Origin of the sequence: Sphingomonas sp. CL5.1 (assembly GCF_013344685.1) — a bacterium.
GTDB lineage: Bacteria > Pseudomonadota > Alphaproteobacteria > Sphingomonadales > Sphingomonadaceae > Sphingomonas.
On sequence record NZ_CP050137.1, the window covers coordinates 4,002,957 to 4,022,897 of the forward strand.

The 19,941-nt window shown below is 68.0% G+C and carries 19 protein-coding genes and 2 tRNA genes; 7 read left to right on the plus strand and 14 right to left on the minus strand.

Annotated elements, in window-relative coordinates:
- The 3 genes from F9288_RS19225 to ccmC all read right to left on the minus strand — a co-directional run bounded on the left by F9288_RS19225 (position 1) and on the right by ccmC (position 1,902).
- Positions 1 to 648 (minus strand): hypothetical protein, encoded by a 648-nt coding sequence (locus F9288_RS19225; protein WP_254620971.1) that lies wholly within the window; start codon positions 646 to 648, stop codon positions 1 to 3.
- Positions 645 to 1,079 carry a cytochrome c maturation protein CcmE gene (gene ccmE, locus F9288_RS19230; RefSeq protein ID WP_174838261.1) on the minus strand — a complete coding sequence of 145 codons (435 nt, stop codon included), beginning with the start codon at positions 1,077 to 1,079 and terminating at the stop codon, positions 645 to 647. The genes F9288_RS19225 and ccmE overlap by 4 nt, the downstream gene beginning before the upstream one ends.
- A gap of 97 nt (positions 1,080 to 1,176) precedes the next feature.
- Positions 1,177 to 1,902, minus strand: a complete 726-nt coding sequence (gene ccmC / locus F9288_RS19235; RefSeq protein WP_174839200.1) for a heme ABC transporter permease CcmC — start codon at positions 1,900 to 1,902, stop codon at positions 1,177 to 1,179.
- Between the two features lie 168 nt (positions 1,903 to 2,070).
- Here ccmC and F9288_RS19240 point away from each other — a divergent pair, with 168 nt between their 5' ends.
- Positions 2,071 to 3,111 (plus strand): acyl-CoA dehydrogenase family protein, encoded by a 1,041-nt coding sequence (locus F9288_RS19240; RefSeq protein ID WP_174838262.1) that lies wholly within the window; start codon positions 2,071 to 2,073, stop codon positions 3,109 to 3,111.
- Positions 3,108 to 4,295 (plus strand): acyl-CoA dehydrogenase family protein, encoded by a 1,188-nt coding sequence (locus tag F9288_RS19245; RefSeq protein ID WP_174838263.1) that lies wholly within the window; start codon positions 3,108 to 3,110, stop codon positions 4,293 to 4,295. The genes F9288_RS19240 and F9288_RS19245 overlap by 4 nt, the downstream gene beginning before the upstream one ends.
- A gap of 3 nt (positions 4,296 to 4,298) precedes the next feature.
- On the opposite strand, the gene nth is transcribed toward F9288_RS19245, so the two are convergent.
- Positions 4,299 to 4,955, minus strand: a complete 657-nt coding sequence (gene nth, locus F9288_RS19250; protein ID WP_174838264.1) for an endonuclease III — start codon at positions 4,953 to 4,955, stop codon at positions 4,299 to 4,301.
- Positions 4,952 to 5,680 (minus strand): 4-hydroxy-tetrahydrodipicolinate reductase, encoded by a 729-nt coding sequence (gene dapB, locus F9288_RS19255; protein ID WP_174838265.1) that lies wholly within the window; start codon positions 5,678 to 5,680, stop codon positions 4,952 to 4,954. The genes nth and dapB overlap by 4 nt, the downstream gene beginning before the upstream one ends.
- A gap of 198 nt (positions 5,681 to 5,878) precedes the next feature.
- On the opposite strand from dapB, the gene F9288_RS19260 reads away from it, so the two are divergent.
- Complete coding sequence (locus F9288_RS19260) at positions 5,879 to 6,844, plus strand: agmatine deiminase family protein (RefSeq protein WP_174838266.1); 966 nt, start codon at positions 5,879 to 5,881, stop codon at positions 6,842 to 6,844.
- An 85-nt stretch (positions 6,845 to 6,929) separates the two neighbouring features.
- Positions 6,930 to 7,196 (plus strand): hypothetical protein, encoded by a 267-nt coding sequence (locus F9288_RS19265; RefSeq protein WP_174838267.1) that lies wholly within the window; start codon positions 6,930 to 6,932, stop codon positions 7,194 to 7,196.
- A gap of 110 nt (positions 7,197 to 7,306) precedes the next feature.
- Here F9288_RS19265 and clpX read toward each other — a convergent pair whose 3' ends face one another.
- The 5 genes from clpX to F9288_RS19290 form a co-directional block, all read right to left on the minus strand.
- Positions 7,307 to 8,578, minus strand: a complete 1,272-nt coding sequence (gene clpX, locus F9288_RS19270) for an ATP-dependent Clp protease ATP-binding subunit ClpX (RefSeq protein WP_174838268.1) — start codon at positions 8,576 to 8,578, stop codon at positions 7,307 to 7,309.
- Positions 8,579 to 8,679: 101 nt separating this feature from the next.
- Positions 8,680 to 9,369 carry an ATP-dependent Clp protease proteolytic subunit gene (locus F9288_RS19275; protein ID WP_254620972.1) on the minus strand — a complete coding sequence of 230 codons (690 nt, stop codon included), beginning with the start codon at positions 9,367 to 9,369 and terminating at the stop codon, positions 8,680 to 8,682.
- Positions 9,370 to 9,424: 55 nt separating this feature from the next.
- Entirely contained in the window at positions 9,425 to 10,384 is a 960-nt protein-coding gene (locus F9288_RS19280) for a glycosyltransferase family 2 protein (RefSeq protein WP_174838269.1), read from the minus strand.
- Between the two features lie 105 nt (positions 10,385 to 10,489).
- Positions 10,490 to 12,127 carry a trigger factor gene (gene tig, locus F9288_RS19285; RefSeq protein ID WP_174838270.1) on the minus strand — a complete coding sequence of 546 codons (1,638 nt, stop codon included), beginning with the start codon at positions 12,125 to 12,127 and terminating at the stop codon, positions 10,490 to 10,492.
- Positions 12,128 to 12,188: 61 nt separating this feature from the next.
- A tRNA-Leu gene (locus F9288_RS19290) sits at positions 12,189 to 12,273 on the minus strand.
- 108 nt (positions 12,274 to 12,381) lie between these two features.
- Here F9288_RS19290 and F9288_RS19295 point away from each other — a divergent pair.
- Positions 12,382 to 12,555, plus strand: a complete 174-nt coding sequence (locus tag F9288_RS19295; RefSeq protein ID WP_174838271.1) for a hypothetical protein — start codon at positions 12,382 to 12,384, stop codon at positions 12,553 to 12,555.
- 21 nt (positions 12,556 to 12,576) lie between these two features.
- Here the strand turns inward: F9288_RS19295 and F9288_RS19300 are convergent.
- The 4 genes from F9288_RS19300 to F9288_RS19315 form a co-directional block, all read right to left on the minus strand.
- Positions 12,577 to 12,653 (minus strand) — tRNA-Asp (locus F9288_RS19300).
- A 23-nt stretch (positions 12,654 to 12,676) separates the two neighbouring features.
- Positions 12,677 to 13,936: an AI-2E family transporter gene (locus F9288_RS19305; RefSeq protein WP_174838272.1), complete on the minus strand. Its 1,260-nt coding sequence runs from the start codon at positions 13,934 to 13,936 to the stop codon at positions 12,677 to 12,679.
- Positions 13,937 to 13,987: 51 nt separating this feature from the next.
- A complete protein-coding gene (locus F9288_RS19310) occupies positions 13,988 to 14,719 on the minus strand; it encodes a Crp/Fnr family transcriptional regulator (protein ID WP_368076172.1) in 732 nt (243 codons plus the stop codon).
- A gap of 76 nt (positions 14,720 to 14,795) precedes the next feature.
- A complete protein-coding gene (locus F9288_RS19315) occupies positions 14,796 to 16,535 on the minus strand; it encodes a class I adenylate-forming enzyme family protein (RefSeq protein WP_254620973.1) in 1,740 nt (579 codons plus the stop codon).
- 115 nt (positions 16,536 to 16,650) lie between these two features.
- Here F9288_RS19315 and F9288_RS19320 point away from each other — a divergent pair, with 115 nt between their 5' ends.
- Both F9288_RS19320 and F9288_RS19325 read left to right on the plus strand, forming a co-directional pair.
- On the plus strand, positions 16,651 to 17,874 hold the full coding sequence (locus F9288_RS19320; RefSeq protein ID WP_174838273.1) for a serine hydrolase: 1,224 nt from the start codon (positions 16,651 to 16,653) through the stop codon (positions 17,872 to 17,874).
- A gap of 36 nt (positions 17,875 to 17,910) precedes the next feature.
- The gene (locus tag F9288_RS19325) at positions 17,911 to 19,938 is read left to right on the plus strand and encodes a 3-hydroxyacyl-CoA dehydrogenase NAD-binding domain-containing protein (protein ID WP_174838274.1); all 2,028 of its coding nucleotides are present in this window, start codon (positions 17,911 to 17,913) and stop codon (positions 19,936 to 19,938) included.
- Positions 19,939 to 19,941: the final 3 nt, after the last annotated feature.

Genomic DNA, 19,941 nt, shown 5'->3' on the forward strand with positions numbered 1-19,941 from the left:
TCAGCGGGCCTGCGCGCCGCGTGCGGCCATCGCCAGCACGCGATCGAGCAGCAGGAGCTGGCGCGCGATCTCCTTCGCGTAATCCGATCCCGGCGCGGACAGAGCGAGCGCACGGCGCCACAATGGGCGCGCCGCGGCGAGATTGCCCGCGCGCAGATAGGCGAGCCCCATGAAATAGGGCGGCGCGGGATGTTTCGGGGCCAGTCGCATCGCCTGCCGGAACGCCGCCAGCGCGGGCGGTGACATCTGATCGCCGTCATGCAGGGCGAGGTTGGTGCCGAGCTGCGTCCACAGGATGAAACTGCCCGGCATGGCGCGAATGCCGCCGAGCACCACCTGGGTCGCGGCCGCCGTGTCGCCGGTGCGCAGCATCGCGTCCGACGCGACGAGATAGGCGGCGTCGGCGGTATAGCGCCCGCCCATCAGCCGGTCGCGCAACGCGATCACTTCCGGCTCCACCGCGATCGGCTCGGTCGCGGGGGTCGCCGGATGCGCGGGCAGCGCCGGCCGTCCCTGCCACGCATAGCCCGCCGCGCCGAGGAACAGCGCCGCGCCGGCGAAGGACCAGAGCGACTTCGGCAGGCGGAACAGGAGGAGCGCGGCGAACGCGAGCAGGCCTAGCAGCGCGAGGAAGGTATAGCCGATCATTGCTTCAGCGTCTTCGTCTCATGCATCTTGCCGGCGACTTCGGGCGGCATGTATTTCTCGTCGTGCTTGGCGAGCAGGTTGGTCGCGACGAACGAGCCGTCCGGGTGGAACTCTCCCTCCGCCACCACGCCGGAATCCTCCTTGAACAGATCGGGCGCGATGCCGGTGAAGGTGACCGGCGTGGTCGCGCGGCCGTCCGTGACGCGGAAATGGATCGTCACGCCGTCGCTCGCGCGCTTGATCGACCCCTTCTCGACCATCCCGCCGAGCCGCACCGCCTTGCCCAGCGGCAACGTCCGTGGCGTGACGTCGGACGGGGCGTAGAAGAACGCCGCCTGATCCTTGAGCGCGGACAGCGCGAGCAGCGCCGCGCCGACGATCGCCGCCACCGCCAGCAGCGCGAGCGTCAGCCGCTGATGCTTGGCCTTCACTTCTCCGCCTTCCGCATCGCGATCCAGCTCCACAGCGCGACCGCCGCCGCGCCGATCAGCGTCACCGCATAGGCCGCCGTCACGAAGGGCCAGGGGTTCATGCCGCCGCCTTCCGGCGCATCCGCGCCTCCGCCTTGGCGACCGCCAGGATCGCGCGCATCCGCATCAGCACGATGCCGATGAACAACAGGGTGAAGCCGCCCATCATGATCGGCAGCGGCCACAGCAGCGAGGAATCGATCGTCGATCCGGTCAGCCCGATGCTCGGCCCCTGATGCAGCGTGTTCCACCATATCACCGAATAGCGGATGATCGGCAGCAGCACGGTGCCGGCGATGCCGAACAGCGCCGGGATGCGCCCGTCGCCGCCGCGCTCGCGATCGGCGCGGGCCAGCGCGATATAGCCGAGATAGACGAAGAACAGCAGCAGCATCGAGGTCAGCCGCCCGTCCCATTGCCAATAGGTGCCCCAGGTCGGCCGCCCCCACAGCGCGCCGGTGACGAGGCAGATCAGCGCGAACGCCGCTCCCGGCGCCGCGATCGCGCGCGCCGCGACATCGGCGAGCGGATGGCGCCAGACGAGGAAGGCGATGCTGGACAGCGCGATCCCGCTCCACCCGCCCATGCCTAGCCATGCGGCGGGAACGTGGATGTAGAGGATGCGCACGCTCTCGCCCTGGAGATAGTCCGGCGGGGTCTGCGTCAGCCCCGCCCAGCAGCCGATCGCGATCAGCGCGACGCCGAGCCACATCGTGACCGGCGTGAGCGGGCGTGCCAGCTTCAGGAAGCGGGCCGGATTGGCGAAGGCGTGGAGTGCGGGCACGATGCCCGGCCAATATGGCAAGATCGCGCGGTCGTCACCCCTTGCCTGCCGCTTTCATTCCGGTTCGCGTTCGCCCCTGCGACGGCCGCCGGTTGACAGCCGCCGCCCCGCCTCATCATAACTTTGGTTACGGACGACGGACACGTCGGCCATGAAAGAGGATGCGCGATGGCGGAACTGACGGCGGAAGAGCGCGGGGCCTTGCTCGATTCGGTCCGCCGCCTGCTCGCCGACCGCTGCGCCGAAAGCGACGTGCGCCGCGTCATGGACAGCGACTCCGGGTTCGATCGGGCGCTGTGGCGGGCGCTGGCCGATCTCGGCGTCGTCGGCCTGACCGTGCCGGAGGAACATGGCGGCGCCGGACTCGGCCCGGTCGAACTGGAACTGGTGATGGAGGCCGCCGGCGCCGCGCTGCTGCCCGCCCCCCTGCTCTCGACCGCCGTGGCGGCGACGCTGCTCGATGGGGAACGGCTCGCCAGCCTCGCGGGCGGATACAGCATCGCGGCGGTCGCCTTCGCCGGCAGCCGTGACTGGACCGGGCGCGGCGACGTGCATGTGGAGGGCGACCGGCTCGCCGGCACCGCGCGCTTCGTGCCCGACGCCGCGATCGCCGACACGATCCTCGTCACGCTCGACGATGCGGTGTTCGCGGTCGCGCGCGAGCATGCCACGATCACTCCCCTTCCCGTCTTCGATCGCACGCGGCGCATGGCCGACGTGACATTCCACGGCCCCGCGACGCGGATCGGCGACGGCACGCGCATCGCCACGGCTCATGCCACCGCGCTCGTCGCGCTGGCGGGCGAGCAGGCGGGCGGCGCGCGGCGCATCATGGATATGGCCGTGGACTATGCCCGCGAGCGCCACCAGTTCGGCCGCGCGATCGGCAGCTTCCAGGCGGTGAAGCACATGGCGGCCGACCTGCTGCTAGAGGCGGAGAGCGCGACCAGCGCCGCCCGCGACGCCGCTCGCCAGCTCGCGCAGGGCGCGGCCACGCAGGACGCCGCCATCGCGCTGGCCGCCTTCGCCTGTGGCGACGCCTATGTCCGCTGCGCCAGGGATGCGATCCAGATGCACGGCGGCATCGCCTTCACCTGGGAGCATCCCGCGCATCTCTATCTGCGCCGCGCGCGATCCGGCGCGCAGCTTTACGGCGACGGTAATCATTGGCGCGAACAATATGTCCGCGCGCTGGAGGTTGGGGCATGACCGACGAACAGTTGAAAGCCGAGGTCGAGGGGTGGCTCGCCGCCAATTGGAAGGGCGTGAAACCGCACCATGACACCTTCGGCCGCGATCCGCGCAGCGAATGGCTGGCGAAGGTGCGCGACGCCGGCTGGGCCGTGCCGCGCTGGCCGGAGGAATGGTACGGGCGCGGCCTGCCGGACGATCAGGCGAAGATCGTCGAGCGCGCCTTCGCGGCGCTCGATGCGCCCGGCGCCGGGCAGGACCGCACGAACCTGTGGGCCAATACCGCGCTCGCCCATGCCACCGACGCCTTCAAGCGCGAGATCGTGCCGAAGCTGCTCGCCGGCGAGGTCGGCATGTGCCTGCTCTATTCGGAGCCGGGCGCGGGCAGCGACCTCGCCGCGATCCGCACCCGCGCTGACAAGGTGGAGGGCGGCTGGCGCGTCACCGGGCAGAAGGTATGGACCAGCGGCGCGAAGGTCGCCGATTACGGGATGCTGATCGCGCGCACCGATTGGGACGTGCCCAAGCATCGCGGCATCAGCTTCTTCTTCCTGCCGATGAAGCAGAACGGCGTGGAGGTGCGGCCGCTGCGCCAGATCACCGACGAGGCGCATTTCAACGAGGTGTTCATCGACAACGCCTTCGTGCCCGACGCCAACCTGCTCGGGCCGCTCGGCGGCGGCTGGGGCGTGTTGCAGACCGCGCTGGCCTACGAACGGTCGGTGATGGGCGATCGCGCGCGCGGGCCGCGTTCGGGCGCGGGCGGGCCGAAGGGCGATTATTCGCTGATCGGCCTGGCGCGCGAAGCCGGGAAGCTCGGCGATCCGGTGATCCGGCAGGAGCTGGCGCAGGCGATCGCGTGGCGCGCGCTCAACAAGCTCAACACGCAACGCGCCAAGGCCGAGCTGCGACAGGGCACATCGTCCTCGATCATGTCCCTGGGCAAGCTGGCGATGAGCCGCATCCTGCACGAGGAAGCGCGCGTCCGCACCCTGCTGCTCGGGCCGGAGAGCCTGTTGCAGGGGCCGGAGCATCCGCGCGCGGAGGACGCCAACTTCCTGACGCTCAACGCCTATTTCACCTCGATCGGCGGCGGCACGGACCAGATCCAGCGCAACATCATCGGCGAGCGCGTGCTGGGCCTGCCCAGGGAACCGGAGGTCGATCGCACCATCCCGTTCCGCGAGGTGCGGGCGGGGTAGGACTTACGCGGCAGCCCTCCGCGTCGGCGCGGGCGTCTTGGGCTTGTAGGCGCACAGGTCCACCTCCACGCAGCGCCAGCATTCCGGCTTGCGCGCCTTGCAGACATAGCGGCCGTGCAGGATCAGCCAGTGATGCGCGTGGACGCGGAACGGCTGCGGCGTCTCCTTATCCAGCTTCTTCTCCACGGCGAGCGGCGTCTTGCCGGGGGCGAGGCCGGTGCGGTTGCCGACGCGGAAGATATGCGTGTCCACCGCGAAGGTCTCCGCGCCGAACGCGACGTTCATCACCACGTTCGCCGTCTTGCGCCCGACGCCGGGCAGCTTCTCCAGCGCGTCGCGGTCGGCCGGCACCTCGCCGTCATGGTCGGCGATCAGCGCCTCGCTCAGCGCGATGACGTTCTTCGCCTTGGTGTTGAACAGGCCGATCGTGCGGATGTGCTGCTTCAGCCCTTCCTCGCCCAGCGCGACCATCTGCTGCGGCGTCCTCACCGCCTCGAACAAGCGCCGCGTCGCCTTGTTGACGCCGACGTCGGTGGCCTGCGCCGACAGCACCACCGCGACGAGGAGCTGATAGGCGTTGCCCGATTCCAGCTCCGTTTCGGGATGCGGGTTCAACTCGGCCAGCCGGCGGTAGAATTCGAAGATGTCGGCCTTCTTCAAAGCCCCAGCACCTCGGCCATATGATAGCGCCCGGCCGGCTTGCCCGCGAGCCACAGCGCCGCCTTCAGCGCGCCGCGCGCGAAGATCGTGCGGTCCTCGCCGCGATGGCCCAGCTCGATCCGCTCGCCCTCGCCCGCGAATACCACCTGATGATCGCCGACGACCGAACCGCCGCGCAGCGAGGAGAAGCCGATCGTCCCCTCGGTCCGCGCGCCGGTGAGCCCCGCGCGGCCGTCGACGCGCACCTCGGCCAGCGTGGTGCCACGCCCCGCCGCCGCCGCCTCGCCGAGCAGCGTCGCGGTGCCCGAGGGAGCGTCGACCTTGTGGCGATGGTGCATCTCGACGATCTCGATGTCCCAGTCCGCGCCCAGCCGCTGCGCCGCCTCGCGCACCAGCCCCGCGAGCAGCGTGACGCCGAGTGAGGTGTTGCCGGTCTGGAGCACCGCGATCCGCTCCGCCGCCTTGTCGATCATCGCGTGATGCGTCGCGGAAAGCCCGGTCGTGCCGATCACGATCGGCGTTCCCGCCGCGACCGCCGCCGCCAGATGCCCCTCCAGCGCGGCCGGCGCGGAAAAGTCCACCAGCACGTCCGCCGCCCGCGCCAGCGGCGCGGGATCGTCGCCGGTATCGACCCCGCCCGCGACCGTCACGCCTTCCTCGCCGGCGATCGCCGCGATCGCGCGACCCATCCGCCCCGCGCTGCCATAGATTCCGACCTTCGTCATATGTTCCTCGCGGTTTGGCGGTTCAGGCGCGCGCTCTTGGCACAGTTCGCCGGGCCGCGCGACACTTTCGGCCGCCTTGCGCCCCGCTTCGCCCGCTGCCAAACAACGCGCAACCGATCCCGTCACGGAGCATGTAATGCGTTCTCGCCCGCCCCTGTTCCTTCCCCGGACCGCGCCCATCGCGCGGGGCGCCGCGCAGTGACCCGCACGCCGCCGGCCGAATGGGCGCGCCACAAGGCGGTGTGGATCGGCTTCCCGTCCCACCCGGAATTGTGGCAGGACGATCTCGATCAGGCGCGGCACGAGGTCGCGGCCTTCGCCCGCGCGGTCGATGCGGAGGGGCGCGGGGAAAAGGTGCTGCTCGTCGCCGCCGATGCGGAGGCGGGTGTTGCGGCGGCAAGCCTCGCGCCGTTCGCGGAGGTGGTGGTCGAGCCGTTCGGCGATATCTGGCTGCGCGACACCGCGACGATCGTCACCGGCGACGGCACGGTGCGCGACTTCGCGTTCAACGGCTGGGGCGGGAAATACGATTTGCCCGGCGACGAGGATATCGGCGCGCGGCTCGCCCGCCGCCGGGGCAAGCGCATCGTGCCGTGCGACTGGGTGCTGGAGGGCGGCGCGCTCGACGGCGACGGCACCGGCCTTGTCGTCACCACCGAGCAATGCCTGCTCAACCCCAACCGCAACGGGCTGATCGGCAAGGCGGAGATCGAGGAGCGGCTGGAGCGCGACCTCGGCTATGATCGCGTGCTGTGGCTGGGCGACGGGCTGCTCAACGACCATACCGACGGTCATGTCGACAATCTCGCCCGCTTCGTCGGCGAGGGGCGGCTGGCCATCCCGGTCGCGGCGGAGAACGATCCCAACTGGCAGGTCTATCAGCAGGCCGCCGAACGCGCGCGGGCGTTCGGCGTGACGGTGATCCCCGTCCCCTCCCCCGGCCGCGTGATGCGCGACGACGAGATCGTGCCGGCGAGCTACATGAATTTCTACATCGGCAACGCCAGCGTGGTCGTGCCGGTATACGGCGCGCCCGACGATCAGGCGGCGGTGCAGCAGTTCCAGGCGCTGTTCCCCGATCGCAAGGTGATCGGCCTGCGCGCCGACGCGATCCTGACCGGCGGGGGTAGCTTCCACTGCATCAGCCAGCAGATTCCGGGGTGATGGCGGATTTTTTGGGTGGAGAACAGACCGGCGGCTTGCGCGAACAGCAGGCTGGAAAACGGCCGCAAGCACTTCATAATAGGGCATGGCTGTGACCCTGCTTTCACTTCCCGATGGCAACTCGTCGTTAGAGTTCACGCCCGATGAAATCGAAGCCGTGCGGCAGGCAATCTCCGACCTGTTTGGAAAGGTAAACAGCGAGCCGCACGCTACGTACTCTCAGATAGCATTCGGTGGTGAAGCCTTCATCTTCGAACAAGAATGGGATGAGCCGTGCCTTATCGCACTGACGGGAGCGGGAGGCCGTTTGCTCGCGGAGATCGAACGACATCTTTCAGGAACGACTTCATAGCATCGTTACGGCCGCAATTGGGGCGTTAGCCGTCACTCTCCACGCCCCGAAACAAAACGGGCGCCGCTCCCGCGACGCCCGTCTCGTTCCTCACGCAGCCAACGCGGAGATCACGCCGCGTCGCCGGCCTTCTTCTTCGCATTCTCGGCATAGACGCGGATCGGCTCCTTGCGGCCGTCCACCACGTCCTTGTCGATCATCACCTCGTCGACGCCCTGCATACCCGGCAGGTCGAACATCGTGTCGAGCAATATGCCCTCCAGGATCGAACGCAGGCCGCGCGCGCCGGTCTTGCGCTCGATCGCCTTCTTCGCGACCGACACCAGCGCGTCGTCGGTGAAGCCCAGCTTCACCTCCTCCATCTCGAACAGCTTCTGGTATTGCTTGACCAGCGCGTTCTTCGGCTCGGTCAGGATCTTGACCAGCGCCGGCACGTCGAGGTCCTCCAGCGTCGCGACCACCGGCAGGCGGCCGACGAACTCGGGGATCAGGCCGAACTTGAGCAGATCCTCCGGCTCGGTCTGGCGCAGCATCTCGCCGGTGCGCTTCTCCTCCGGCGCGGCGACATAGGCACCGAAGCCGATCGACTTGCCCTGAAGACGGTCGCCGATGATCTTCTCCAGCCCGCTGAACGCGCCGCCGCAGATGAACAGGATGTTGGTCGTGTCGACCTGCAGGAACTCCTGCTGCGGATGCTTGCGCCCGCCCTGCGGCGGAACGCTGGCGGTGGTGCCCTCCATCAGCTTGAGCAGCGCCTGTTGCACGCCCTCGCCAGACACGTCGCGAGTGATCGAGGGGTTCTCCGCCTTGCGGCTGATCTTGTCGATCTCGTCGATATAGACGATCCCGCGCTGCGCCCGCTCGACGTTATAGTCGCTGGCCTGGAGCAGCTTGAGGATGATGTTCTCCACATCCTCGCCGACATAGCCCGCCTCGGTGAGCGTCGTCGCGTCGGCCATCGTGAACGGCACGTCGAGGATACGCGCCAGCGTCTGCGCCAGCAGCGTCTTGCCGCAGCCGGTGGGGCCGACGAGCAGGATGTTAGACTTGGCCAGCTCGACATCGGCGCCCTTCGCGCCGTGGTTGAGCCGCTTGTAATGGTTGTGCACCGCAACCGACAGGACGCGCTTGGCCTGCTTCTGCCCGATCACATAATCATCGAGCACGTCGCAGATTTCCTGCGGCGTCGGCACGCCACCGTCCTTCTTGGAGACGAGCGCAGACTTCGTCTCCTCGCGGATGATGTCGTTGCACAGCTCGACGCACTCGTCGCAGATGAAGACCGTCGGGCCGGCGATGAGCTTGCGGACCTCGTGCTGCGACTTGCCGCAGAACGAGCAGTAGAGGGTGCTCTTGGAGTCGCCGCCGGAGAGCTTCGTCATTCAATCGATCCTTTCGCGCCCCCACGGCGGAGGCGGCTTTCGGGCCGGGCATGGTAACCCGGCCCGTCACGAAACGGCAATGCCTGAATATGCCTAATGGCTCAGGCGGCCGCCGCTACCTCATCGGCGGGCGCGGGGCGCTTGTCGAACACCTCGTCGATCAGCCCGAACTCCTTGGCTTCCTCGGCCGACATGAACTTGTCGCGGTCCATCGACTTCTCGATCTCATCCAGCGGCTTGCCGGTGTATTTCGCATAGAGCGAGTTGAGGAAATGCCGCATCCGCAGGATCTCGCGCGCCTGGATCTCGATGTCGGCGGCCATGCCCTGCGCCCCGCCCGAAGGCTGGTGGATCATGATCCGCGCGTTGGTGAGCGCGACGCGCATCCCCGGCTCGCCGGCCGCGAGCAGGAAGCTGCCCATCGAGGCGGCCTGGCCGATGCACACCGTGCCGACGCGCGGACGGATATATTGCATCGTGTCGTGGATCGCCATGCCCGCCGTGACGACCCCGCCCGGCGAGTTGATGTACATGAAGATGTCCTTCTTCGGATTTTCCGATTCGAGGAACAGCAACTGTGCGGTGATGAGGCTCGCCATCCCGTCCTCGACCCCGCCGGTGACGAAGACGATTCGCTCGCGCAGCAGGCGGGAGAAGATGTCGAACGAGCGCTCGCCGCGATTCGACTGTTCGATGACGATCGGCACCAGGCCCGCCTGGGTCTGCTGCAGGTCGAGGCCCGCGCTGGCCAGCTTGCCCGCGAAATCGCCGGTGTCGAACGGATTGTGCATGGAAGACTCTCTATATCCTGATGGACCGCCAACATCGGCGCTCCGGCGGGGTTGTTCAAGCCCCGCGCGACGGGGCGCGATGCGCCAGATAGGCCAGCCGCCGCACCTCGCGCCGCCCGCGCACCACGGTATCGAGGATCAGCCCGGCGAACCCGTTCAGCGCGGCGAGGATCGTCAGCCCGGTGACGGCGATCGCGGTGGGGAAGCGCGGCACCAGCCCGGTCTGGACATAGGTGATCGCCAGCGGCACCGCGAGGATCACCGCCAGCGCCAGCAGCAGCGCACCGATCGCGCCGAAGAACCACAAGGGCCGCTCGATGCGATAGAGCGTGATGATCGTGTTGAGGATGCGCCAGCCGTCGCGATAGGTCGACAGCTTCGAGGTCGATCCCTCCGGCCGGGCGAAATAGGGCGTCTCGATCTCCGCCACCGGCATCTTCAGCTCAAGCGCGTGGACGCTGATCTCCGTCTCGATCTCGAACCCGGCCGACAGCACCGGGAAGCTCTTGACGAATCGCCGCGAGAACACGCGATAGCCCGAAAGGATATCGGTGAAGCTGCGCCCGAACAGCCGCGCCAGCATCCCCGTCAGCAGCGCGTTGCCGAAGCGGTGGCCGCGCCGATAGGCCTCGGTAGCCTCGCCGATGCGGCTGCCGACCACCATGTCGAGCTGCTCGTCCAGCACCCGTGCGACCAGCGCCGGGGCGGAGGCGGCGTCATAGGTCGCGTCGCCGTCCGCCATCACATAGATATCGGCGTCGACATCCGCGAACATGCGACGCACCACCGCGCCCTTGCCCTGGATGCGTTCCGAGCGGACGATCGCCCCGGCGGCGCGCGCCACCTCGATCGTGCGGTCGCGGGAATTGTTGTCATAGACATGGATCGCCGCGCCGGGCAGCGCCGCGCGGAAACCGGCGATCGTCTGCGCGATCGCGGCTTCCTCGTTATAGCATGGCAGCAGGACGGCGATCGTCGGTTCGGTCGGCACGGACACCCCAGGGCAAAAACGCATCGAGCCTGTCGAGGCCCCCCGCCCGCTCCCTAACAGGAAAGGCGGCGGCCCGACAGGCTCGACGTAAAGCCCTCCCCTTCAGGGGAGAAGCCCGAGAGGTCCGGCTCAGCCTTCCTTCTTGGCAGCGGGCTTTTTGGCCGGAGCCTTCTTCGCGGCGGGCTTGGCGACCTCCTCGGCGAGAGCCTCGTCCTTGGCGGCCGCCTTCTTGGCCGGAGCCTTCTTCGCGGCGGGCTTAGCGGCCTCCTCGGCCGGAGCCTCGTCCTTCGCCACGGCCTTCCTGGCCGGCGCCTTCTTCGCGGCGGGCTTCTCGGCCGCTTCCTCGCCCGCGGCGGCCTTCTTCGTCGCCGCCGCCTTCTTCTGGCGCGGCTTGTGGTTGTCGTGGTCGTGGCTGTGCGTGCCGGTCGAGAAGCCGTCGTCGCTTTCGATCGCGGCTTCCAGCTCCTCGCGGGTGGTCTCGCGGTCGGTCACCTCGGCCTTGTCGAACAGGAAGTCGACGACCTTGTCCTCATAGAGCGGCGCGCGGAGCTGGGCGGCGGCCATCGGCTCCTGCTGGATATATTGGATGAAACGCTTCTGGTCCTCGCCGCGATATTGCTGCGCGGCCTGCGCGATCAGGCGGTTCATCTCCTGCTGCGTCACCTCGACGCCATTGGCCTGGCCGATCTCGGACAGGAGCAGGCCAAGCCGCACGCGGCGCTCCGCGATCTTGCGGTAATCGTCGCGGTCGTTCTCCAGCTCCTCCATCGCGGCCTTCGGATCGGCCTCATGGGTCGCCTCATGCTCGAGCTGCTGCCAGATCTGGGTGAACTCGGCCTCGACCATCGACGGCGGCACCTCGAAATCGTGGCCGGCGGCGAGCTGGTCGAGCAGCTTGCGCTTCATATAGGTGCGGGTGAGGCCGTTATGCTCCTGCTCGATCTGGCCCTTCAGCAGGCCCTTGAGCTGCTCCAGGCTTTCGAGACCGAGGTTCTTGGCGAGATCCTCGTCGATCTTGCTCTCGGCGGCGGTCTTCACCGACTTCACGGTGAGGTCGAAGGTCGCGTCCTTGCCGGCCAGCTCCTTCGCCGGATAATCCTCCGGGAAGGTGACCTTGATCTGGCGTTCCTCGCCGTTCTTCACGCCGACGACCTGATCCTCGAAGCCGGGGATCAGGCGGCCTTCGCCAAGCTCGATCGCCATGTCGGTGCCGGTGCCGCCCTCGAACGCCACGCCGTCCATCGTCTTGCCGACGAAATCGACGGTCACCTGGTCGCCCAGTCTGGCCTTGTGGCTCGGCTTGGCGTCTTCCCAGCGCTTCATCTGGTCGGCGAACTTCCTGAGCTGCTCCTCGACCGCCTCGTCGGCGACCGGCACGGTCAGCCGCTCCAGCTTCAGGTTCTCGATCGCCGGGGCCGGCACCTGCGGCAGCACCTCCAGCTCGACCTTCAGCTCGGCGTCCTTGCCCGGCTCATAGCCGTCGGCCAGCTCGACCGAGGGCTGCATCGCGGGGCGAAGCTGCTGGTCGGCGAGCAGCGACTGCACGCCTTCCTGGATCGAGGTGTTGAGCGCGTCCTGCAACAGCGCGGGGCCGTGCATCTTGCGCACCAGGTTGGTCGGCACCTTGCCGGGGCGGAAGCCGGGCATGCGAATCTGCGGCGCGACGCGCTTCAGCTCGGCATCGACCTTCTTCTCGATGTCCTTCGCGGTGATGGTGAGCGTGTAGGCGCGCTTCAGCCCTTCGTTCAACGTCTCGACAGTCTGCATCGTCAGCCTTCGTAAAGGAAAGAATCCGTAAGGAGGTGCCGCCCCGCGAGGTGCGGGTGACTGGTGCGGGCGAAGGGACTCGAACCCCCACATCTTGCGATACCGGAACCTAAATCCGGCGCGTCTACCAGTTCCGCCACGCCCGCATGGGACACCGCCGAAGTGGGCGCCTCTATACCGCCGCCGCCGCTTCGGCAAGCCGCAGGCGGCAACCGGGGCGCCGCCCCTGCGTTTCCCGTGGGAAAGGAGCGATCATGGCCACTCCGCCGCCACCCCCGCCGCCGCCCGATGTCCCGAAACCGGACCAGCCGCAGCCGCCCGCCCCGCCCCCGCCGGAGATCGCTCCGCCGGGGCCGGACGTGGACGTGCCGGAGCCGAACGCGCCCGGAAGCGATCCCGCGCCGGTCAATCCCGTTTCCGCTGTGTGAATGACGCCTTCCGCCGGGAAATGGCGCGAGTGACGGGGCTCGAACCCGCGACCTCCGGCGTGACAGGCCGGCGCTCTAACCAACTGAGCTACACCCGCTTGGAAAGCGTGAGGCGCGCCAACTAGGCGGGCGATCCGGGGCTGTCAACCGGGCTTGTCGAACCTTTTTCAAAACGGCGCGCGTGGCGGCGTTCCTGCCGCACCAGCGTGCCGTGCTCGAACAGGAATCCGGCGATATCCGGCTTGCCCGCCGCGCCCAGCACGGTCTGGATGATGACCAGCAGCGGCACCGCGAGCAGCGCCCCCGGCGTGCCCCAGATCCAGCCCCAGAAGCTGATCGAGACGAGGATCAGGATCGGGCTGATGGTGAGGCGATGGCCGACGATCAGCGGCGTCAGCACGTTCGCCTCGATCAGGTGACAGCCATACATGATCCCCGGCGCGGCGAGCGCGGTCCACACGTCGCCGAAGGTCATCAGCGCGCCGATCGCGATCAGCAGCGCCGCCACCACCGGCCCGAAATAGGGGATGTAGTTCAGCAGCGCGACGATCCCGCCCCACATCAGCGGGGAAGGCATGCCCAGCAGATGCAGCATGCCCGCGACGGTCAGCCCCAGCGCCACGTTGATGACGGTGATCGTGCCGAGATAGGACGATACGTGATCCACCACGTCCTGGATCACCCGCGCGGTGGCCATCGCCCCGCCGAAGCTGGTGCGGCTGGTGATCGTCCGCTCGCGCAGCCGCGTCCAGCCGGACAGGAAGAAGAAGGTGACGAGCACCGCGTAGAAAAGCTGGATGATCGCCGCCGGCGCGGAACTCGCCGCCAGTTCGAGAATCGACTGCGGCTGGGTGACGGTGGCGGTCGGCAGCGGCCGGATCGGGGTGGAGGCGATCTGGCGCAGCGTGCGGTTCGCGTAATGCTCGAGGTTCGAATAGAGATCGAGCAGCGGGGCGAGATTCTCCTGGATCCGGCCGATTCGCTTGGGCAGCAGGCGGAAGAAGTCGATGGCCGGAAAGACGATCGCCGCCACCACGATGTTCGCCGCGATCAGGAACAGCAGCACGCAGATCAGCGCCGCGATCGGCGACGGGATGCGGCGGCGCTCCAGCCATTCCAGCATCGGGATCAGCGCGATGCCGACGACCAGCGCGACCGTGGTGGGCAGGAAGAACTCCGCCCCCGCCTTCAGCGCGAACGGCGTGCCGAGCACGACGCCCAGCCCCGCCAGCAACGTCAGCGCGGCGAGCAGCCGGTCGCGACGCAGCGCGATCCGCGCGTCCTCGATCCCGCCGGCGGTCAGCGGCAGGCCGAACGCTCCCTCGGCGGCCGGGAGCGGCGACGGCGCGGCGTCGGAAAGATCAGGGGACCGGTCGGCCATCGGGCGACACTAGCGACAAACCGGGAACATCGCCAGCATCACCCGCCGCATTCATCCACCGTGCCACGGCCCGTCCTCCAGATAGAGATAGTCCGGGTCGAACTCCCCGATCCGCGCCAGTCGCGGGAAGTCCATCACATGCGCGTGACCGCGTGAAATCTCCACCACGCCATCCTCCCGCAGCCGCCGCAGCGTGCGGTTGACATGCACGCTGGTCAGCCCGCACGCCTCGCCCATGTCCTGCTGGGTCAGCGGCAGCGCGAACCGTCCGCCGACCGCCCGGCCCACCGCCGCCATGCGCAGGTTGGTCTCGCACAGGAAGTGCGCCACCCTGCCCGCCGCGTCGAGCCGGCCGATGCGGAAGATCCATTCGCGATGCAGCGCGGCGTCGAGCAGGGTGCTGAACCACAGCAGCCGCGCGAGATGCGGCATCGTCGCCATGATCGCGTCGAGCCGCTCATGCGGCACCAGCGCGATCCGCGATTCGGTCAACGTGGCGATGTCATGGTCGATGTGCCGGGTCGGATAGCCGTGCAGATCGACGAAATCGCCCGGCACCTGATAGGATACGAGCTGCCGGTAGCCGTCGCGCGCATCCATGTAGCGGCAGATGAAGCCGTCAATCAGCAGCGTGCTGTTGTGCAGGCGATCGGCGCGATGGGCGATGATCCGCCGCGGCGGCACGACCACCACCTCGGAAATCGCCGCCTCGAGCACCGCCATTTCCTCGGCGGTCAGCTCCGACCGCCGCCGCCCACGCAGAAAATCCCTCGTGCGATCCAAGCGCCGCTTCTCCGATCCGCAGCACCGTTGCTACGCCATCGTAATGTTCCGCGATCGGAACAGTTCCGCGCCATGGTCAGGCCGCCGCGCGATCCTCGAACAAGGTCTTGAGATCACGCTTCAGTATCTTGCCGTTGGCGTTGCGCGGCAGCGTCTCGGCGGCGAAGCGGATCGCCACGGGCACCTTGAACGCCGCCAGCCGCGCGCGGACCCATGCCTGAAGCTCGGCCTCGCTCGCGCTGGCGCCGGGCGCGAGATGCACCACCGCCGCCGGCTCCTCGCCCAGGGTGCGGTGGGGGATGCCGATCACCGCGCAATCCGTCACCGCCGGGTGATCGTAGAGGACATTCTCCACCTCGCTCGAATAGATATTCTCGCCGCCCCGGATCAGCATGTCCTTGGCGCGATCGACGATGTAGCAGAAGCCCTCCTCGTCCAGCCGCGCGAGGTCGCCGGTGCGCACCCAGCCGTCGACGAAGGTCGCCGCCGTCGCCTCGGGCCTGTTCCAATAGCCCTTCACGATCATCGGCCCGCGCGCCCACAATTCCCCGATCTCGCCGGCCGGCAGCTCGCGCGTCCCGTCCGCGTCCATCACCTTCAGGTCGGCCACCGCGACCGGCGGGCCGCAGCTTTCCGGCCGGTTGAGATAATCCTCCGCGCCGTGCGTGGTGACGGTCGCGGTGGTTTCCGTCATGCCCCAGCCGTTGGCGGGCAGCGCCTTCAGATCGGCCGCGATCTTGCGCACCAGCTCCGGCGCGGAGGGCGCGCCGCCATAGCCGATCATCTCCAGGCTGGAGAGGTCGAAGCGATGCCGCTCGGGGTGCTCCAGCAACTGCCAGGCGATGGTCGGCACGCCGCCGGTGGAATTGACCCGCTCGCGCTCGATGATCTCCATCGCGCGCAGCGGCTCGAACTTGCGCATGTAGATGGTGGTGCCGCCCGCCGCCATCGCGCCCATCAACCCGGCGGAGAGCGCCGTGGCGTGGAACAGCGGGATCACCGTCAGCGCGACCTTCGGCGTCGGCTCCGGCAACGGCTCGCCGCGCCGCACGAACATGCGCGCCATCGCGAAGCCGCTGGACAGGATGTTGCTCATGAAATTGCGATGCGTGCCGAGCGCGCCCTTGGGATTGCCGGTGGTGCCGCTGGTGTAGAGGATCGACACGTCGTCGTCGGGCGCGAGATCGGCCTCGGGCAGGTCGCGGTCGGGCAGCCCCGCCCAGTCGCGCGGCGCGCCGATCACGTCCTCCAGCCGCGCGGCGGGGCTTTCCGGCGGCGTCGCGGCGCGACTCACCAGCACGCGGGCGAGCGCCGGCAAGGCGGCGCGGTGCGGCGCGATCCGCGCCCAGCGCTCGTCGTCCGCGATTAGCACCTTCGCGCCCGAATCACTCAGGCCATACGCCAGCTCGTCGCCGGTCCACCACGCATTGAGCGGCACGACGATCGCCCCGATCACCGCCGCCGCAAAGAAGCCGACGATCCATTCCGGCAGGTTGCGCATCGCGATCGCCACGCGGTCGCCCTTCTCCACGCCGTGCGCGCGCAGGTCGTGCGCCAGCGCCGCGATCGCGCGGAACTGCGCCTCATAGCTGACCCGCTCGTCCTCGTGGATCGTCGCGAGCCGCTCGCCATGGGTGCGCGAGAAGCGGACGAGCGCCGCCATGTGCGGCGGGACGTTCTTCCACACCCGCGTCGGAATCCCGCGAATCTCCACCGTTTCCATTTCGAAACGGCTGCCGGGCGCGGTAAGGATCGCCGTTGCCTCCACCAGCGACACCGCCGGCCACGCCTTGCCCGCTGCCGATTGATTCTCCACGACGATCCTCTCTCACTAGAAAAACGGGTTTGTCATCGCCGAGGTTAGGATTGATTTCCGCGCCGCTCAAGCGATAGGGCGTGAAGACGATTTGAAACAGGGGTATGGAGCAGGCATGAAGATCGCCAGGCCAGAGAAACACGGTTTCAACCCCGGCCGGCTCGCCGCGATCGACCGCCTGCTGAAGGAACGATACCTCGATTCGGGCAAGTTCCCGCACGCCCAGCTATTGATCGCGCGCGACGGCGAGGTGGTGCATTTCTCCTCGCAGGGCGCGGCGCGCGAGGGGAAGAAGAAGCGGATCGACGAAGGCTCGCTGTTCCGCATCGCCTCGATGACCAAGCCGATCACCTCGCTCGCCTTCATGATGCTGGTGGAGGAGGCGCTGGTCGCGCTCGACACGCCGGTCCACCACGTCCTGCCCGAGCTGAAGGGCGTCGGCGTCTATGCCGGCGGCGGCGCGGGCGTGCCGTTCATGACGAAGCCGACCGACGAGCCGATGCGGATGGTGGACCTGCTGCGCCACACCGCGGGCTTCACCTATTCGTTCCAGAACCGCTCGAACATCGACGCGGCGCATCGCGAGCTGAAGCTGGAGAACTGGCACGGCAAATACGACCTCGACGGCTTCGTGGCCGCGCTGGGCGAGCTGCCGCTGGAATTCTCGCCCGGCACGCGCTGGAACTATTCGGTCGCGACCGACGTGCTCGGCCTCGTCGTGCAGCGAGTCGCCGGGATGCCGCTGGAGCGCTTCTTCGAGGAACGCATCTTCAAGCCGCTGAAGATGCACGACACCTTCTTCACCGTGCCCGCCGACAAGCTCGACCGGCTGGTCGATTGCCAGACCTTCGTGCCCGGCAAGGGCAACCAGATGTTCGACCGCGCCAGCGACAGCATGTGGGCGCGGCCGTTCACGCTCGTCTCGGGCGGCGGCGGGCTGGTGTCGACATCGCACGATTACAACCGCTTCTGCCAGATGTGCCTCAATGGCGGCGAGCTGGACGGCGCGCGCGTCGTCGGGCGCAAGACGATCGACCTGATGACGGTCAACCACCTGCCCGACAACGCCGATCTCAGCTCCATGTCCGATTCGATGTTCAGCGAGACGCAGAACGCCGGCACCGGCTTCGGCCTTGGCTTCGCGGTGACGATCGACGTGGCGCGGTCGATGATGCCGGGATCGGTGGGCGAATATTATTGGGGCGGCATGTTCTCGACCGCCTTCTTCGTCGATCCGGTCGAGCGGCTGTCGATGGTGTTCATGACGCAATTGTCGCCCTCGTCGCTCTATCCGGTGCGGCGCGAGCTGAAGACGATGATCTATTCCGCGCTGGCCTGACCGCCACGCCCTGCCGACCAACTGGAGAAACCCGACATGACTTCCCCCGTCCGCACCGAACGCCACGGCGACGTGCTCGTCATCATCTCGAATTCGCCGCCGGTGAACGCGCTCGGCGCGGCGGTGCGCGACGGGCTGGAGGCCGGCGTCAAGGAAGGCATCGCCGACGGCTCGATCGCCGCGATGGTGCTGCGCTGCGACGGCCGCACCTTCTTCGCGGGCGCGGACATCACGGAGTTCGGCAAGCCGCCGATGGGCGCCTCGCTGCATGAGGTGATCGACATGATGGACGCCTCGCCCAAGCCGATCGTCGCGGCGATCCACGGCACGGCGCTGGGCGGCGGGTGCGAGACGGCGCTGGCCTGCCATTATCGCGTCGCGGTGCCCTCCGCGATGATCGGCACGCCGGAGGTGAAGCTCGGCCTGCTCCCCGGCGCGGGCGGCACGCAGCGCCTGCCGCGCCTGATCGGCATGAAGGCCGCGCTGCCGATGCTGGCGATCGGCGATCCGGTGCCGGCGAAGAAGGCGGCGGAGCTTGGCCTGATCGATCGCGTGGTAGGCGAGGACAGCCTTGAGGCCGACGCGATCGCCTTCGCCCGCGAGATTGCCCACAAGCGGCCGATCCCGCGTATCCGCGACAAGGACGCGAAGCCCGATCCGGAAGCGGTCGCCGAATTCCGCAAGGCCAATGCGAAGAAGTTCCGCGGCTTCGACGCGCCGGAGGCGAACATCCGCTGCGCCGTCGCCGCGACCGAGCTTCCCTTCGACGAGGGCATGAAGTTCGAGCGTGACGAGTTCATGAAGCTGATGATGGGCGTTCAGTCCGCCGCGCAGCGCCACATCTTCTTCGCCGAGCGGCAGGCCGCCAAGATTGATGACGTCGATCCCAAGACGCCGCTCCGCCCGATCAACCGCGTCGGCGTGATCGGCGCCGGCACGATGGGCGGCGGGATCAGCATGAACTTCCTGTCGGCGGGCATCCCCGTCACCATCGTCGAGATGCAACGGGAGGCGCTCGATCGCGGCGTGGCCGTAATGCGCAGGAATTACGAGGCATCCGCCGCCAAGGGGCGCATCAAGCCCGATGCGCCGGAAAAGGCGATGGGCCTGCTCACCCCCACGCTCAGCCTCGAAGACCTCAAGGACTGCGACCTCATCATCGAGGCGGTCTATGAGAATATGGACGTGAAGAAGGACATCTTCGGCAAGCTCGACAAGATCGCGAAACCCGGCGCGATCCTTGCGTCGAACACCTCCTATCTCGACATCAACGAGATCGCCGCCGTCACCAGCCGGCCGGAGGACGTGGTGGGGATGCATTTCTTCTCCCCCGCCAACGTGATGAAATTGCTGGAGGTGGTGCGCGGCGACAAGACCGCGAAGGACGTGCTCGCCACCGTCATGGCGCTTTCCAAGAAGATCAGGAAGGTCGCGGTCGTGGCCGGCGTATGCCACGGCTTCATCGGCAACCGGATGCTCGCCCCGCGCCAGCAGGAGGCGAACAAGCTGCTGATGGAAGGCGCCACCCCGCAGCAGATCGACAAGGTCCACACCGATTTCGGCATGCCGATGGGGCCATTCCAGATGTCCGATCTCGCGGGCGTCGACATCGGCTGGCACCGCGATCCCAACCGGATCGAGACGATCCGCGACGCCTTGTGCGCTGAGGGCCGCTGGGGGCAGAAGAAGCAGGCCGGCTTCTATGACTACGACGAGAAGCGGAACCCCACCCCCTCGCCGCGCGTGGCGGAGATCATCGAGGAGTTCCGCCAGAAATCGAACCTGCCGAAGCGCGAGATCACCGATCAGGAGATCGTAGAGCGCACGCTCTACACGATGGTCAACGAAGGCGCACTGATCCTCGAGGAAGGCAAGGCGCAGCGCGCGTCCGACATCGATGTGGTGTGGATCTACGGCTACGGCTGGCCGGTCTATCGCGGCGGCCCGATGTTCTGGGCGCAGAGCGAGGGACTGAAGAAGGTGGTCGCGGGTCTGGAGAAGCATGGCTTCAAGGTCGCCGAAAGCCTCACGGCGGCGGCCGGGAGCGGCAGCCAGTTGAAGTGACCA

What these genes read in the sequence shown, in the direction of transcription:
- F9288_RS19225 (WP_254620971.1), bottom strand. Translation starts at nt 648, where the DNA reads ATGATCGGCTATACCTTCCTCGCGCTGCTAGGCCTGCTCGCGTTCGCC.
- F9288_RS19240 (WP_174838262.1), top strand. Translation starts at nt 2,071, where the DNA reads ATGGCGGAACTGACGGCGGAAGAGCGCGGGGCCTTGCTCGATTCGGTC.
- F9288_RS19245 (WP_174838263.1), top strand. Translation starts at nt 3,108, where the DNA reads ATGACCGACGAACAGTTGAAAGCCGAGGTCGAGGGGTGGCTCGCCGCC.
- dapB (WP_174838265.1), bottom strand. Translation starts at nt 5,680, where the DNA reads ATGACGAAGGTCGGAATCTATGGCAGCGCGGGGCGGATGGGTCGCGCG.
- F9288_RS19265 (WP_174838267.1), top strand. Translation starts at nt 6,930, where the DNA reads ATGGCTGTGACCCTGCTTTCACTTCCCGATGGCAACTCGTCGTTAGAG.
- clpX (WP_174838268.1), bottom strand. Translation starts at nt 8,578, where the DNA reads ATGACGAAGCTCTCCGGCGGCGACTCCAAGAGCACCCTCTACTGCTCG.
- F9288_RS19275 (WP_254620972.1), bottom strand. Translation starts at nt 9,369, where the DNA reads ATGCACAATCCGTTCGACACCGGCGATTTCGCGGGCAAGCTGGCCAGC.
- F9288_RS19280 (WP_174838269.1), bottom strand. Translation starts at nt 10,384, where the DNA reads ATGCGTTTTTGCCCTGGGGTGTCCGTGCCGACCGAACCGACGATCGCC.
- tig (WP_174838270.1), bottom strand. Translation starts at nt 12,127, where the DNA reads ATGCAGACTGTCGAGACGTTGAACGAAGGGCTGAAGCGCGCCTACACG.
- F9288_RS19295 (WP_174838271.1), top strand. Translation starts at nt 12,382, where the DNA reads ATGGCCACTCCGCCGCCACCCCCGCCGCCGCCCGATGTCCCGAAACCG.
- F9288_RS19305 (WP_174838272.1), bottom strand. Translation starts at nt 13,936, where the DNA reads ATGGCCGACCGGTCCCCTGATCTTTCCGACGCCGCGCCGTCGCCGCTC.
- F9288_RS19320 (WP_174838273.1), top strand. Translation starts at nt 16,651, where the DNA reads ATGAAGATCGCCAGGCCAGAGAAACACGGTTTCAACCCCGGCCGGCTC.
- F9288_RS19325 (WP_174838274.1), top strand. Translation starts at nt 17,911, where the DNA reads ATGACTTCCCCCGTCCGCACCGAACGCCACGGCGACGTGCTCGTCATC.